This is a genomic window from Nocardia sp. No.11 (genome assembly GCF_038752175.1).
GTDB lineage: Bacteria > Actinomycetota > Actinomycetes > Mycobacteriales > Mycobacteriaceae > Nocardia > Nocardia canadensis.
Genome location: NZ_JBCGFB010000038.1, coordinates 37,974 through 53,278, shown reverse-complemented (window position 1 = coordinate 53,278; position 15,305 = coordinate 37,974). Strand labels below are relative to the sequence as shown.

Annotated in this window: 12 protein-coding genes; 6 read left to right on the top strand and 6 right to left on the bottom strand. The window is 71.0% G+C overall.

All coding sequences use genetic code 11. The features are described 5' to 3' along the window. Window positions 1-934 (bottom strand): serine hydroxymethyltransferase (glyA, locus tag V8688_RS14695; RefSeq protein WP_342801029.1); only part of this gene is annotated, 934 nt, incomplete at its 3' end. A 171-nt stretch (window positions 935-1,105) separates the two neighbouring features. On the opposite strand from glyA, the gene V8688_RS14690 reads away from it, so the two are divergent. Then, window positions 1,106-1,228, top strand: coding sequence for a hypothetical protein (locus V8688_RS14690; protein WP_255588081.1), 123 nt, complete (start codon window positions 1,106-1,108; stop codon window positions 1,226-1,228). Window position 1,229: 1 nt separating this feature from the next. Here V8688_RS14690 and V8688_RS14685 read toward each other — a convergent pair whose 3' ends face one another. Next, entirely contained in the window at window positions 1,230-2,432 is a 1,203-nt protein-coding gene (locus V8688_RS14685) for a DUF885 domain-containing protein (RefSeq protein ID WP_342801028.1), read from the bottom strand. Between the two features lie 200 nt (window positions 2,433-2,632). On the opposite strand from V8688_RS14685, the gene coaA reads away from it, so the two are divergent. Then, entirely contained in the window at window positions 2,633-3,565 is a 933-nt protein-coding gene (coaA, locus tag V8688_RS14680; RefSeq protein ID WP_218719534.1) for a type I pantothenate kinase, read from the top strand. Between the two features lie 1,457 nt (window positions 3,566-5,022). Here coaA and V8688_RS14675 read toward each other — a convergent pair. Next, the gene (locus V8688_RS14675; RefSeq protein ID WP_342801027.1) at window positions 5,023-6,150 is read right to left on the bottom strand and encodes a hypothetical protein; all 1,128 of its coding nucleotides are present in this window, start codon (window positions 6,148-6,150) and stop codon (window positions 5,023-5,025) included. Between the two features lie 135 nt (window positions 6,151-6,285). Next, entirely contained in the window at window positions 6,286-7,065 is a 780-nt protein-coding gene (locus V8688_RS14670; protein WP_218719531.1) for an isoprenyl transferase, read from the bottom strand. Window positions 7,066-7,234: 169 nt separating this feature from the next. On the opposite strand from V8688_RS14670, the gene V8688_RS14665 reads away from it, so the two are divergent. Both V8688_RS14665 and V8688_RS14660 read left to right on the top strand, forming a co-directional pair. After that, a complete protein-coding gene (locus tag V8688_RS14665; RefSeq protein WP_342801026.1) occupies window positions 7,235-7,903 on the top strand; it encodes a hemolysin III family protein in 669 nt (222 codons plus the stop codon). Window positions 7,904-8,018: 115 nt separating this feature from the next. Beyond that, window positions 8,019-9,500, top strand: coding sequence for an adenylate/guanylate cyclase domain-containing protein (locus V8688_RS14660; protein WP_342801025.1), 1,482 nt, complete (start codon window positions 8,019-8,021; stop codon window positions 9,498-9,500). Between the two features lie 9 nt (window positions 9,501-9,509). Here the strand turns inward: V8688_RS14660 and V8688_RS14655 are convergent, their stop codons facing one another. Beyond that, the gene (locus V8688_RS14655; RefSeq protein WP_342801024.1) at window positions 9,510-11,561 is read right to left on the bottom strand and encodes a thioredoxin domain-containing protein; all 2,052 of its coding nucleotides are present in this window, start codon (window positions 11,559-11,561) and stop codon (window positions 9,510-9,512) included. 142 nt (window positions 11,562-11,703) lie between these two features. Between V8688_RS14655 and V8688_RS14650 the strand changes: the two genes are divergently transcribed. Continuing rightward, entirely contained in the window at window positions 11,704-12,894 is a 1,191-nt protein-coding gene (locus V8688_RS14650; RefSeq protein WP_316576027.1) for an FAD-dependent oxidoreductase, read from the top strand. A gap of 10 nt (window positions 12,895-12,904) precedes the next feature. Further along, a complete protein-coding gene (locus tag V8688_RS14645; RefSeq protein ID WP_342801023.1) occupies window positions 12,905-13,843 on the top strand; it encodes a sigma-70 family RNA polymerase sigma factor in 939 nt (312 codons plus the stop codon). 263 nt (window positions 13,844-14,106) lie between these two features. Here the strand turns inward: V8688_RS14645 and V8688_RS14640 are convergent, their stop codons facing one another. After that, window positions 14,107-15,297, bottom strand: coding sequence for a DUF418 domain-containing protein (locus V8688_RS14640; RefSeq protein WP_218719527.1), 1,191 nt, complete (start codon window positions 15,295-15,297; stop codon window positions 14,107-14,109). Window positions 15,298-15,305: the final 8 nt, after the last annotated feature.

Here is a 15,305-nt window from a genome sequence, read left to right as displayed (position 1 = left end):
CCTTGACGTCGGCGCCGGTCAGACGCTCGGCGAGGATCCGGGAGCCGGACAGGGTGCGCACCTGGCGGTCCTTGAACTCCTCGGTCGCGGCGATCTTGAAGGCGGCGGCCTTGGCGGCGATCACGTGCATCAGCGGGCCGCCCTGCTGACCCGGGAAGACCGCCGAGTTCAGCTTCTTGGCGAATTCCTGCTTGGCCAGGATCAGGCCGGAGCGGGGGCCGCCGAGGGTCTTGTGCACGGTGGAGGACACCACGTCGGCGTACGGGACCGGGGAGGGGTGCAGACCGGCGGCGACCAGACCGGCGAAGTGCGCCATGTCGACCCACAGGTAGGCGCCGACCTCGTCGGCGATCTCCCGGAACTTGGCGAAGTCCTGGTGGCGCGGGTAGGCCGACCAGCCGGCCACGATCACCTTCGGCTTGGACGCCTTGGCGATGTCGCGCACCTCGTCCATGTCGATGCGGTGGTCTTCCTTCGACACACCGTAGGAGTGGACGTCGTAGAGCTTGCCCGAGAAGTTCAGGCGCATGCCGTGGGTGAGGTGACCGCCGTGGGCCAGGTCCAGGCCCAGCAGGGTCTCGCCCGGGTTCATCAGCGCCATCAGCACCGCGGCGTTGGCCTGCGCGCCGGAGTGGGGCTGCACGTTGGCGAACTCGGCGCCGAAGAGCTCCTTGGCGCGGTCGCGCGCCAGGGTCTCCACCACGTCGACGGCCTCGCAGCCGCCGTAGTAGCGGCGGCCCGGGTAGCCCTCGGCGTACTTGTTGGTGAGCACGGAACCCTGCGCCTGCAGGACCGCACGCGGCACGAAGTTCTCCGAGGCGATCATCTCGAGGGTGTCGCGTTCGCGGGCGAGCTCGCCCGCCATCGCGGCGGCCAACTCGGGATCGAGCTCACCGAGAGACTGGGTATTCACCGAAGCGGTCGTCTGCGTCACGACCCTCAGTCTATGGGCCGCGCGCGGACGCCCGAGCACGGGGATAGCGCAACACCGACGGAGCCGCCACCCGGGAGACGCAGCTCACAGCCCTGCGGCCGCGCCGACGACCCCTATCGAGCAGCACCGGCGGCCGTAACAGCCGCCCCGCCGGTGACCGATGACACAGTCGTGGACCTCCTCCCCGTGACACCGGCCATCGCACCGTCCAACCCGATCGAAGCGCTGCTGCTCCAGGTGAGTTACCTGATCTGCTCGCTGTTCAACCCGGGCGGCTGCGCCGTCATCCTGTAGTTCACACCGGCATCCGCCGGATCGCGCCCGGGGTGAGCGGCTCGTCGAGCAGACGGCCGAACCGCTCGACCCGATCCTGCACGTCGACCGCGCCGTCGAGCCAGCCGCCGAGCAGGCGGTAGCCCTCCACGTAGGTGCTGATGTAGGCCCGCCACAGCGGCGAGGACAGGAACCGCAGCGATTGGCGCGCCCGCTCCGGCGTGGCCAGGCTCCACCGCTGCAGGAAGGCCGCGACCTCGTCCTCGCCGCGCCGCTGATCGTGCAGCAGCAGCGCCGCGTCCTGGCGCACGCTCAGCAGTTTCGCCGACGCGGTCGAGAAGCGCTCGGCCCGTTCACCGTCGAAGCGCAGCCCCAGGTCGGCGTAGATCTCCTGGGCCCACAGTCCCCAGCCCGGCCCGATGATCGACTGCAGCGCCAGGTCGGCCAGGCCCTCGGCCATCAGGCACTGCGGGGTGTTGACCAGGAACAGCGTCTGTTCGTCCTCGCCCGCGGCGACCAGCCCGGCTTCCTTGCGGCAGTGTTCGGTGTGATGGCCCGGGTAGGCCTCGTGCGCGATGAGCGCGGGCAGGTGCGCCATGTGCTGCTTGAGGTCGGAGTTGATCGCGACCTTGGAGTGGAAGTTGCCCAGGTAGTAGTTGAATCCGGACCACGGCTTGTCACCGACCACCTCGTAGGTGACGGTCTCGTGGTCGGGCAGCGGGTAGCGCTCGCGGACCCGCTCGCGCAGCGCGCTGGAGAACGCCTCGACGCAGACCGCGAGCTTGTCCGGCGGGATCTCGTCGCCGCGCCGGTAGGCGGCGGCGCGCTCGGCCAGCGGGCCCTCCCCGCCGAGCACCTCGTCCATCCGGCGGTGTGCCTCGCGGTAGTCGTCGGGGTCGCCGGGCGCGATGTCGACATCGAAGTAGGCGCGGACCTCGTCGACGAACCCGATCTCCTCCCCGGCGAACTTGCGCGCCGAGCACTCCATCGCGACCAGGTGGGCGTCGAGGAATTCGGTGCGCCGTGCCGACAGCCCCGCATCGGCCAGGCCGGCGCGCAGGTCGACGGCCCGCTTCACCAGCTCCGCCGGGTCGGGGACCGGCGCGTTCTCGATGTCGCGACGCAGCTGCGGGTCGCCGGTGTAGGCGTCGACGAAGCCTTCTTCGAGCCGGTCGAAAGCCAGTCCGAGCCGCAGGTATTCAGTGACGAGTGGATGTGACCCCATGCCGTCCGACCTTACGGGGTAATTCGGAAAAGCGGGTCCTACCTCGGTGTTGTCGCTCGTTACCGACGGGTAGCCAAACCCCCTGTTGCGCGCCGACGGCCGGGACGGAGCACAATCGCGGCATGCGGTCAGAGTTATCCCGGATCTCACTGGACGGGCAGCCCAGCTGTGCGTGTGCGCCCGGACGGAGCGTCGGGTAGGTGGCACGGATGAGCGAGCCGAGCCCGTATGTGGAGTTCGACCGGAAGCAGTGGCGCACCCTGCGCAAGTCGACTCCCCTGGTCCTGACCGAGGAGGAACTGACCGGCCTACGTGGTCTCGGCGAGCAGATCGATCTCGAGGAAGTCGCCGAGGTCTACCTGCCGCTCGCCCGTCTCATCCACCTGCAGGTCGCGGCCCGCCAGCGGCTGTTCGCCGCCACCGCGACCTTCCTCGGGGAGAAGCATCCCGACAAGCAGGTGCCGTTCGTGATCGGCGTCGCGGGCAGTGTCGCGGTCGGCAAGTCGACCACCGCGCGTGTGCTGCAGGCGCTGCTGGCCCGCTGGGACCACCATCCCCGGGTCGACCTGGTGACCACCGACGGTTTCCTCTACCCCACCGCCGAACTCACCCGCCGCGGCATCATGCACCGCAAAGGTTTCCCCGAGAGCTACGACCGGCGCAAGCTGCTGCGGTTCGTCACCGAGGTGAAGTCCGGCGCCGAAGAGGTGTGCGCGCCGGTCTATTCGCACAAGTCCTACGACATCGTGCCCGACGAGAAGCACTGTGTGCGCCAGCCCGACATCCTCATCGTCGAGGGCCTCAACGTGCTGCAGACCGGTCCGCGGCTGATGGTGTCGGACCTGTTCGACTTCTCCATCTACGTCGACGCCAGGATCGAGGACATCGAGAACTGGTACGTGCAGCGCTTTCTCGCGCTGCGCGAGACCGGCTTCGCCGACCCCGACGCGCACTTCCACCACTACGCCGGGTTCAGCGACGAGCAGGCCACCGCGGCCGCGCGCGACATCTGGAACTCCACCAACCGGCCCAACCTGGTGGAGAACATCCTGCCGACCCGCCCGCGCGCGACCCTGGTGCTGCGCAAGGACGCCGACCACACCATCAACCGGTTGCGGCTGCGCAAGCTCTGATCAGCGGTGCGTCGCCCGCACCTCGATCACGTCGCGCAGCACCGTCTTCCCGTCGACGGTCAGGTCCCCGGCGATGGTGCCGAACGGCGCCGCCGCGCCGGTGTGGCGCAGCTCGACGGCGAGCGGATCGGTGAGGACGCGCAGGGCCGGGTCGGCGCCGGCCTGGGTCCAGCCGTCGCGGTAGCGCCACACCGTCGAGGACCCGAGCTGCTGCGGTTCGTCGCGGTTCCAGACCAGGCGGGTCAGCACGACATCCGTTCCGTCGCCGCGGATGTCGGCGATCGAGCTGCACGACGGGAACGGCGGGCCCACGGAATCCACTGTCCCGGTAGCGAGATCGAGCCGGTGCACCGAGGCGGTGCCGCAGGCGACATTGTCGCGGCTGTAGCCCGCGACGACGACCGAGCGTCCGCCGGGCGCGATCGCCGCCTGCCGGAACGGCGTGTTCACCTCGGCGATGCGGCCGAACTGCCGCACCGCACCGGAATTCAGGTCGACGACATAGAGGTGATTGATGCCCCAGTTCGCGCCGGGGACGGATTCGATCCGGGTGAGCACGGCGCGGTCGCGGTCCAGGGCGATCAGCTCGGTGCCGGTGAGGGCGGCGCCCTCCCCCAGCGGATCACGCGGCGTGGGCAGCGAGATCGACCGCAGCACAGTGGGATCGGGGGTGCGCAGGTCGGCCTGCATGATCGCGCCGTCGCGCCACCAGCCGACCACCGCGTCGTGCAGCGGGAACACCCGGGCGCACCGGCAGTCGATGCGGCCCGAGGCGACCAGCAGCTCGGCGACCTCCAGCGCGCTCACCACACCGGCCCCGTCGACCGCGTAGGCCAGCGAATTGTCCTGGCTGAAACCGAAATCGCGATAGTCGCCGACCCGGTCGCCGCGCATCCCGGAGGCATCGGCGATCCCCATCCCGGTCGTCGTGCGCACCGCGAACAGCGGCGCCGATTGCGGTGCCGCCGTCACGATCTGCGGCCTCTGCGGCGTCGCGGTCGCGCATCCCGCCCCGAAGACCGCGACCGCCGCCGCGGCGACGACCATCCGAAACCCACTGATCCGCATNGGTGCCGCCGTCACGATCTGCGGCCTCTGCGGCGTCGCGGTCGCGCATCCCGCCCCGAAGACCGCGACCGCCGCCGCGGCGACGACCATCCGAAACCCACTGATCCGCATCACTACCTCCGGCGCTCCCCCGCCTCGGCGCCGCCGTGCGGCGCCGATCGGCCGGGCACTGTGCCCGGCGCGCGGGTATACGGACCCGACGCCGCAGCGGTTCGATCGGCTCCCGAAGCCGGGACTCGTGCCTGGTAATCGGTCGCCGTCGCGCTCCAGCGCTACCCGGCAGCGCGGCGGAACCGCCCGCCGGGGTCGCGGTCGATCACCACGGCCGAGGCCGTGACGGCGCGGAGCCACCCGGATCGGTCGAGCCAGCGGCGGATCGTGGGGCCGATCTACCTTCGGGTCGCGGCAGGCGCGCCCAGCGATACCACCTGGGTGGCGAGTTCGGTACGCGTGCCGCCCTTTTCGACGACGAGCACCCCGCGTGGGGTGTCGCGCGCCGCCGTCGGATCACCCGCGACGACCTGGATCACCGATTCCTGCGCGCGCGGCAGCATGTCGACCACCGGCTGCTCGCCGACCGGCGCCCAGCCCTGGGCCGCCGACTGCAACCGGTCGACGGCGCTCGGCGCGCCCGCCAGGTCGGCCCACTTCCTGGTGGCGACGGTGATCGTGCCGTCGCCGCCCCAGCGCGGGCTGTAGGCCGACGAGCACTCGCCCGGCAGCGCGGGCAGCGCCTGCACGGCGTTGGAGCGGACGTCGATGGTCGCCACGTGGCCGGTGCCGCAGGACGCGCTGCGTGCGGTCGTGCCCGCCAGCACGAAGGTATGGCCGTCGGGTCCGGCGGCGGCCGACAGGTTGGCGTCGAGCCCGGGCACGCGACCCAGCGGCAGGATCGCCTCGGTGCCGATCGCGTAGAGGTGGCTCTTCTCCCACCACAGGCCGCGCGACTCGACCCGGGCCAACAGCAGGAACTCGTCGGTCGCCGCGACCAGCCGGGCCCCGTCCCACGAGCCGCCCGAGAGCGGACTCGGCGAATCCGGCAGTGTCACATCCTGTTCCGGCGCCGGGGGCGCGGTGCCGGACAGGTCCATGGTCATGATCTGCCCCGGTTCCCGCCACCACGCCAGCACCGAGCCGCGCACCGCGACGGCGTCGGTGCAGTCGCACTCGACCCGCGACACCGCCCCGTCGGCGGCCCGGACCGTCACCAGCGTCTTCGACCCCGACTCCACCGCGAACGCGAACTCGCCGTTCCTGGTGAAGTTCACCGCGGCCGACGAATAGCCGAAGCTGCCCGGCGCGCGGAAGGTGTCGGCCCCGCGCACCACCGCCAGCTCGGCCTCGGTGCGATAGGCGAACACCGCGCCCGACGCCTGTGGCTGGTCCTCGGGCGTGATCCGGGGCGGTGCCGTCCGGTCGGCGCCGCAGCCCGCGACGAGCAGCACGGCGCTGGCCACCGCGCCGAGCGCCGCGATCCGCGCGCGCCGACTCGATCCCGGCTTGGTCACAACTCCCACAGCTCACCCCTGCACGTATCGTCGGGCCTGGTCTCGCGCAGCAGCGTAGCCCCCGCGCGCCGGGGATCGGGGCGACTCTCCTACAACTCCCGGACCGCGTCGATCCGCTGGTCGTGGTGCGCGAGCGCGAGGACCTCACACGCCGAAGCGACGGTGCCGCGCGGCGTAATCGCGCAGCGCGCGCAAGAAGTCGACCCGGCGGAACTCCGGCCAATACGCCTCGGTGAACCAGATCTCCGAATAGGCGCTCTGCCACAGCAGGAATCCCGAAAGCCGCTGCTCACCCGAGGTTCTGATGACGAGGTCCGGATCCGGCTGACCCGAGGTGTAGAGATGCTGCCCGATCGCGTCGACCGTGATCGACTGCACGAGGTCCTCACCCGACTCGCCGGCGGCGATCTCCTGGCGCACCAGCGAACGCACCGCGTCGGTGATCTCCTGGCGCCCGCCGTACCCGACCGCCACATTCACGTGCACACCGTCGCGACCGCTCGTGCGCTCGGCCGCCACCCGCAGCCGCTTCGCGATCAGCTCGGGGAACCCCGCCAGCGAGCCGACGATCCGCACGCTCCAGTTCTGCTCCGGCGCCGACAACTCCTCCACCACATCGGTGATGACCTCGAACAGCGTCTCCAGCTCGTCCGGATCCCGGCGCAGATTCTCCGTCGACAGCAGATAGACGGTCACCATCTCGATGCCCTCGTCCGAGCACCAGCCGACCAGCTCGGCGATCTTCAGCGCGCCGACCCGATGACCGTGGCTGACATCGGTGAACCCGTTCTCGCGCGCCCAGCGGCGATTGCCGTCACACATCACGGCGACATGGCGAGGATGCTGCTTGTCGGCCAGCTGCTTGGACAGCCTGGCTTCGTAGATGCGGTACGGCAGACCACGCACCCGACCGAGAAACTCCACGCCCGCACCCTACGCCTGGACCGCCTCTGCGGGTATTTCGCCGGTCGCGAGGGGGACATGGATCGCTGTGGGGGTGGGCACGTTTGTGGTGGTGGGGGTGGGTTCTGACGTACTGTGGACGATAACTTACGGTACCGTAGGTTTAGACCTTGGAGGATGCGTGGAGGCTGTGCGGGCTGGAGTCGAGGAGCCGGTCGTGCTCGGCAAACCGCTGCTGCGGGGGTGGATTCACACGTGGGCGGTGGGGGTCGCCGCTGTCGCGGTGACGGTGCTCGTGGTGTTCGGGTTCCGGGAGTCGCCGACCGCGGGCTGGTCGACACTGCTCTACGGGGTCTCGGTGTGCGCGCTGTTCGGGATCAGCGCGGTCTATCACCGGGTGACCTGGCGCAGCGTGCGGGCGCGGGTGCGGATGAAGCGGGCCGATCACTCGATGATCTTCCTGTTCATCGCCGGGAGCTACACGCCGTTCGCGCTGCTCGGGCTGCCCGGGTCGACCGGGCTGACCTTGCTGGCCATCGTGTGGGCGGGCGCGCTCGCCGGGGTGGCGCTGAAGCTGTTGTGGCCGACGGCGCCGCGCTGGGTCGGGGTACCGCTGTACCTGCTGCTGGGGTGGGCGATCGTGCCGGTGGCGCCCGAACTGCTGCACAACGTGGGTGTCTTGCCGCTGGTCCTGCTGGCCGTGGGCGGGGTGATCTACAGCGTCGGCGCGATCCTCTACGCGACGAAGTGGCCGAACCCGTGGCCGACGCACTTCGGGCATCACGAGTTCTTCCACGCCGCCACCGTGGTCGCGGCGCTGTGTCATTACGTCGCGATCTGGCTGGTCGTGCTGGGCTGAACGGCGCGTGCGCGCGGTGGGCGCGGCGGAGCCTTCTATGCTCGATATTCGTGTCACCCGTCAGCGCAGCTCGTGATAGCCGGGCGTTTCGGCGCGCCGGACCCGGGCGTGCGGGATGAACCGGCTGGTCCGCTGGGCGCTGCGCAGCTACTGGGGCCTGGCGCTGGTCGTCATCACCGCCAATATCGTCGGCCTCGCGGCCATCTTCCTCATCGCCTGGGCCGACGGCGTCTTCAGCCGGGTCGGGCCGAACTGGCAGGAAGCGGCCTCGCTGCTGGCCATCTATCCCACCTTCGCCGTCGGTGTCGGCATCGCGATGGCCATCTACGACCGGCGCCGCTATCTGCGCTGGCTCGACGACGGCCGTAAGCCGACCCCGGAGGAGGCGCGGCGCCTGATCGCGCTGCCCGCGGCGATCACGGTGCGCGCGGTCGTGCTGTGGATCCCGGGCATCGCGCTGACGGTCTGGCTGGTCGACCGGTTCACCGACTACGACAACAAAGCGGTCGTGATCGCCGGATTCGCGCTGGGCGCCCTGGAATCGGCGGGCGCGACGTACTTGATCCTGGACCGGCTGATCCGGCCCGCCGTCCCCATCATCACCGCGGTGCTCGGACCCACCGTGCATCCGAGCTCGACCGTGCTCGTGCGGGTGCTGGTCACCTGGGCGGTGTCGAGCGCACTGCCCGGCCTGATCATCATCACGGTGCTCAACGACCCGGCCACCCCGGCCGAGGACCGGGTGCGCGCCGCCTGGATCTTCACGCTGGTCGCCCTCGCCGTCGGTGCACTCGCCACCGCGCTGCTCGCCCGCTCGGTCGCCACCCCGATGCGCACGATGTACCGGGCGCTGGACCGGATCACCCGGGGCGAACTCGACGTCCGGGTGCCCGTCGGCAGCGCCAGCGAGATCGGCAGGCTGGAACACTCCGTCAACGAGCTGGCCGCGACCCTGCAGGACCAGCAGCACACCGAGGACATCTTCGGCAGGCACGTCGGCTCGACCGTCGCCGAACGCGCGCTGTCGGGCGGTTCCGGCCTGACCGGCGACGTGCGGATCGTGTCGGCGCTGTTCGTCGATGTCACCGGATCGGTGCAGCTGTCGGCCGAGATGGCGCCGGAACAGTTCGTGCACAAGCTCAACCGGCTGCTCGCGACCGTGGTGGCCGCCACCGAGGACAACGGCGGCCTGGTCAACAAATTCGCCGGCGACGCCGCCCTGTGCATCTTCGGCGCCCCCTCCGCCCTCGACGACAACGCCACGCCCGCCCTGCGCGCCGCCCGCCGCATCCGCGACGAGGTCGTGGCTACCGGCGAACTCGACGTCGGCATCGGCGTCGCCCGCGGCCAGGTCTTCGCCGGTGACGTCGGCGCCGACACCCGCCTCGAGTTCACCGTCATCGGCGACGCGGTCAACGAGGCCGCCCGGCTCACCACCATGGCCAAGAACGTCGACCGCCGCGTCCTGGTCAGCGACGCGGTCCTGCAGGCCGCGACCGCCACCGAGCGCGCCCGCTGGAAGCGCTACAAGGACCTGCGCCTGCGCGGCATCCCCGGCCGCACCCGCACCTGGACCGATATCAAGCCGGGACGGTAGCCCGAGGCGTCAGCCGCGCAGGGCGGCGGTCAGCGCGGTCGGGTCGGTGACCGGCAGGTCGCAGACCGAGCCGCGGCAGACGTAGGCGGCGGGAGCGTCCTCGACCAACGGGCGGTCGGCCAGCAGCGGCGCGGAGTCGGGCGGGCCGGCGAGCACGATCGCGCCACCGGGAGCCGAGGTGCGCGCGGCCGCGAGGAGTTCGGTGGCGGCGGAGGACTTCTCGGTGGCGGTGATCGCCACCTGAAGGGGGCCACGCAGCGCGGCTTCGGCGACCGAGAGCCAGTGACCGGCGGTGCGCGGGGCGCGGGCGAGCAGGACCGCGCCGCGGGCGAGGGTGTGCTCGGCGAGCTCGCGGTAGCGGACGGCGCGCTCGGTCTCGGCGACGGCGGAGGCGGTCAGCAGGGCTTCGGCGAGGGCCGAGGAACCCGCCGGGGTGGCGCCGTCGACCGGGTCGCGCGGACGGGCGACGAGGGTCTCGGCGTCGTCGGCGGTGTCGAACCAGCTGCCGGGGCGTTCCGGATCGGCGAAGTGGTCGATCGCGCTGTCCAGCAACACCTGCGCGGCGGCGAGCCAGTCGGGCTCGCCGGTGGCCTGGTAGAGGGCGAGCAGGCCGGTGGTGAGCCAGGCGTAGTCCTCGAGGACGCCGGGCGGGGTGCCCGCGACGCCGTCGAGCGAGGCGCGGCGCAGCCTGCCGTCGACCAGGTGGATATCGAGCAGGAAGCGCGCGCAGCGGACCGCGGCCGCCACCCACGACGGTTCCTCCAGTGCCGCACCGGCTTCGGCGAGCGCGGTGATCACCATGCCGTTCCAGGCGGTGACCACCTTGTCGTCGCGGGCGGGCTGCGGACGCTGGGCGCGCAGTTCCAGCAGCCGGGTGCGCAGGCGGTCGAAGCGGGCCGACTGTTCGGCGTCGACGGGATCGCTGCGGCGGGTGAGCACCGAGGTGCCCTGTTCGAAATTACCGCCCGTGCTGACGCCGAAAGCCTCTGCCGCCCAGACGCCGTCGAGCGGGCCGAGGTCGCCGATCAGTTCCGAGGGCGTCCACACATAGGTGGCGCCCTCGACCCCGGGGCCGCCCGGTTCCAGGTGGGTGTCGGCGTCGAGCGCCGAGGCGAACGCGCCGTCCGCGGTGCCGAGATCGGCGAGCAGGAATTCGACCGTCTCGCGAGTCACGCGGTGCGGCAACGACTCCAGCGGCGTCGGGGGCACGCGGCGGGCGAGATGAGCGTAGGCGCGCAGCAGCAGGGCGTTGTCGTAGAGCATCTTCTCGAAGTGCGGGATGAGCCAGCCCGCGTCGACCGAGTAGCGGGAGAAGCCGCCGCGCAACTGGTCGTAGATGCCGCCGCGGGCCATCGCCTCGGCGGTGCGCTCGACCAGGTCGAACACGGCCTGATCACCGGTGCGCTCCCAGTGCCGCAGCAGACCTTCCAGCAGCGCCGACGGTGGAAACTTCGGCGCCCCACCGAAACCGCCGTGCTCGCGGTCCTCGTCGGCGGCGATCGCCAGCACCGCCTTGTCGAGAAGTTCCGGTACGACGGCGAATTCGGCGTCGGGCAGCCCGGTCGCCTGCGCCCGCAGCGCGTCGGTGACCTGCTCGGCCGCCTTGTCCACGTCCTCGCGCCGGTTGCGCCAGGTGTCGGTGATGGCGCTGAGCAGCTGGGTGAACGACGGCATCCCGCCGCGCGGCTGTTTCGGGTAGTAGGTGCCGCAGTAGAACGGCGCGCCGTCAGGGGTGAGGAAGCAGGTCATCGGCCACCCGCCCTGCCCGGTCATGGCGACGGTCGCGTTCATGTACACCGCGTCCAGGTCGGGCCGTTCCTCCCGATCCACCTTCACGCACACGAAGTCGGCGTTCATCTGCTCGGCCGTGGCCGCGTCCTCGAACGACTCGTGCGCCATCACATGGCACCAGTGACACGACGCGTAGCCGATCGACAGCAGGATCGGCACATCCCGCTCGGCCGCTTCCGCGAGCGCATCGGCATCCCACTCCCGCCAATGCACCGGATTGTCGGCATGCTGACGCAGATACGGCGAAGTCGCGCTACCCAACCGGTTCACAGTGCCAGCCTTCCAGATCGGTGAGACCTCAGCCTAGTGCTGCCCCGTTTCCCGGAGAGTGACCCATGCCACTGGTGGACCCTGTCAGGAAATCCGGAGCTGTCTCGTTCAAGGAGCACACGAAGCAGACAGGGAGCCAATCATGAAGCACCGCATCGTCGTCCTCGGAGCCGGTTACGCCGGGGCCTTCACCGCCGGGTATCTGGCCCGTCAGCTGCACACCGCCGACGTCGAGATCACCGTCGTCAATGCCGCACCCGATTTCGTCGAGCGGCTGCGTCTGCATCAGCTCGCCGCCGGGCACGATCTTCCGCACCGGCCGCTGACCGAGATCTTCGCCGGCACCGGCATCGAGCTCCGCGTGGCCCGGGTGACCGGCGTCGACGTGGACCGCCGGACGGTGACGATCACCGACGACGTGGGTACCGACCGCCTCGGCTACGACACCCTGCTCTACACGCTCGGCAGTACCGCCGCCGAGCACGGGGTTCCCGGCGTCGCCGAACATGCCTTCCACGTAGCCGCCCGGCAGTCCGCACTGCGCCTGCGGGCCCGCTTGGACGAACTGACCGAGGACGGGCAGGTCCTGGTGGTCGGCGGCAATCTGACCGCGATCGAGACGGCCACCGAGATCGCCGAAGCCCGTCCGGGGCTCCGCGTCGGTCTGGCCACCAGCGGTGAGCTGGGCGGCTGGCTGGGGCCGAAAGCGCACGAGCACCTCCGGCGCGCCTTCGACCGGTTCGGCATCACGGTCCACGAGCACACCGAGATAGCGCGGGTCGAACAGCACGGAGCCGTCGCCGTCGACGGAACCGTGCTCGCCGCCGACGCGACCGTGTGGGCCGCCGGGTTCGCCGTCGGGCCGATCGCCGCCGCCAGTGCGCTGGCGGTCGAGCCCGACGGCCGGATCACGGTCGACCGGCAGATGCGGTCGATCTCGCACCCGGAGGTGTACGTGGCCGGCGACAGCGTCTTCGTCCTCGGCGAGAACGGGCTGCCCCTGCCGATGTCGTGCGCGTCGGCGGGATTCACCGGCGCGCAGGCGGCGGCGGCGATCATCGGTGACCTGACCGGGCGCAAGATCAAGGCGACCAAGCTGTCCTATGTCGGCAACCATGTCAGTCTCGGGCGCGAGGACGGCATCTTCCAGCTGGTCGACGGCCGGGCACGCGCCAAGTCCGGTGCCCTGCGCGGGCGACCGGCGGCGCGGGTCAAGGCGGCGATCGTGGCGACCAGCGCCTGGGCGATCAGCCGCCCGACCTTCGGTAGGCCGAATCACCGATACCGCTTGGCCACCGACCGCGCGGTCTCGCCCCGGGTGGTCCCCGCCTAGGGTCGTGCGCATGGACCTCGTCGCCGTGGAGCACTTCGAGGCCAGCCGGAACCGGCTGGCCTCGTTGGCGTACCGCCTCCTGGGTTCGGCCGCCGACGCCGAGGACACGGTGCAGGACGCGTTCCTGCGGTGGCAGGACGCCGACCGGGAGTACGTCGACGTGCCGGAGGCGTGGTTGACCAAGATCGTCACCAACCTGGCGATCGATCGCCTCCGCTCGGCCCGGGTACGCCACGAACGTTCGGTCGGCGCGTGGCTGCCCGAGCCGCTGCTCGACGGCGATCCCATGCTGGGTCCGGCCGAGACCGCCGTACAACGCGAATCCGTGACGCTGGCGGTGCTGCTGCTGATGGAGCGGCTCTCGCCGGTCGAACGGGCCGTCTACGTACTGCGCGAAGCCTTTTCCCACAGTCATGCCGAGATCGCCGGGATTCTCGGCATCACCGAGTCCGCGAGTCAGCAGCATGCCCACCGGGCCCGGCGCCGAATCGCCGCCGCGGGCAACGAGACCGGCACCGACCAGGCGGCCGCACGGCGGATCGTCGAGGCGTTCGTCGCGGCCGCGACGTCGGGCCGGACCGAGCGCCTGGTGGCCCTGCTGACCGACGACGCGACCGGCGTCTCCGACGGCGCGCTCGGCCTGGCCGGCACGCTGATCCGGTACTCGACCCCGGCACGGCTCGCCGCCGCGGTGCGGATCGGCTTCACGCCGACGCCCGCCAAGCACGAACTCGTCGGCGGCTCGCCGTCGATCCATGCGGCCGTCGTCAACAGGTGCCCGGCCATGCTGTTCACGCTCGACGATCGCGTTCTCGGGGTGGCGATCCTGGAGATCCGGGACGGCAAGATCGCCGGCGTCGGCAGTGTCTCCGCCCAGGCCCGGCTCGGTCGACTCACCGAGCGATGGCGACAGCGCCCGCACGACGCCCCGCTGATCGAATCCTGGTGAACACGAAGAGGTCTCACACTTCCCCAGCGATCGCGACATAGGCCGCGATGGCGCCGACGGTCAGGCGGAACGGGGAGTACACCGCCAGGTCCCATCGGGTGAACAGGGTGCGCTCGGCGAGCGACCCCGAGTAGACCGGACCCAGGGATCCGCGGAGCAGGAGGCCGCCGGCGATGGTGGCGACGGCCGCGCGGCCGAGGCGGGCGGGCAGCGGGCAGCGGTGCCACGGGAGCCGTCGGGCGGCAAGGATCTCCTCGCGAACCTCAGCCGACCGGGGACAGCGGCGCTCGCCAGGCCGGCCTGCGCCCGATGGTCACCCAGCGCAGCAGCCACTCGGCGGGCCCGTATCGATACCAGCGCAGCCACAGCGCGCTCACCCACAGCTGCACCGCGAAGATCACCGCGGCCAGCGTCATCGTCTCGAGCGGAGACAAGCGCCCGGCCAGGCCGAACCCGACCCCGGTGAACAGGATCAGCCCGATCGCGGACTGGCCGAGGTAATTGGTCAGGGCAATCCGTCCCGCCGGCGCCAGCGCCGAGCGGATCCACGCGGTGCGCGGACTGTGCATCAGACGCAGCAGCGTCGCGACATACGCGGCGGCGAGCAGCGGCGCGGTGGCCACGCTGACGGCGACGGCCACCGTATGCCCATTGCCGCCACCGAAGGTGTACGCCAGACCACCGGCCACACCCACCGGAAAGCCGATCCACTGGACACGCCGCAGGATCGGTTCGTCGCCACGCACCCGCGCGAGCACCTTCCGCCGACCCGCGACCAGGCCGAGCAGGAACATCGCGAGCGCGGTCGGCCCCTGCAGAGTGAGCGCTTGCAGGATCAGCAGCCACAGGCCGTCGAGGTGCCGGCCGATGATCTCGCCCCAGCCACCCAGCATCGCCGCGGTCGACTGCTCGGCGGCGGCACGCGCCTGCTCCGCCGACGGCAGCACGGCCGACGCGTCGAGGAACAGCCCGCTCGACACGAGGCCCACCAGCACGACGCCGTACAGCGCGGCGGCCACCCGCAGCGCGGTGCGGTCCGCGCACCCCCGCATCCAGAACAGGACCAGACCGGCCACCGCGTAGGTCGTCAGCACATCCCCGCCGTACAGGAACACGATGTGCAGCACGCCGAGCAGGATCAACCCCGCGATCCGGCGCAGCATGCGCGGCTCGAAGGCGGCCCCGGCCGCGGCCGCCGATTCCATCTGCAAGGTGAAGGAGTAGCCGAACAGGAAGGAGAACAGCACATAGAACTTCATGTCGACGAACACCGACGACACGCCGCGCACGACCTCGTCGAGACGCGAGGTGAACTGCGGGTCGACGACCAGATTGCCCGGATACCCCGAGGCCATGAAGGTGATGTTGACGACGAAGATCCCCAGCAGCGCGAAGCCGCGCAGGGCGTCCACATCGTGCACCCGGGACCCGGGAGCGACCAGTTGATCGGTCATGAGATTGC

What these genes read in the sequence shown, in the direction of transcription:
- V8688_RS14685 (WP_342801028.1), bottom strand. Translation starts at nt 2,432, where the DNA reads ATGGGGTCACATCCACTCGTCACTGAATACCTGCGGCTCGGACTGGCT.
- V8688_RS14660 (WP_342801025.1), top strand. Translation starts at nt 8,019, where the DNA reads ATGAACCGGCTGGTCCGCTGGGCGCTGCGCAGCTACTGGGGCCTGGCG.
- V8688_RS14650 (WP_316576027.1), top strand. Translation starts at nt 11,704, where the DNA reads ATGAAGCACCGCATCGTCGTCCTCGGAGCCGGTTACGCCGGGGCCTTC.
- V8688_RS14645 (WP_342801023.1), top strand. Translation starts at nt 12,905, where the DNA reads ATGGACCTCGTCGCCGTGGAGCACTTCGAGGCCAGCCGGAACCGGCTG.
- V8688_RS14640 (WP_218719527.1), bottom strand. Translation starts at nt 15,297, where the DNA reads ATGACCGATCAACTGGTCGCTCCCGGGTCCCGGGTGCACGATGTGGAC.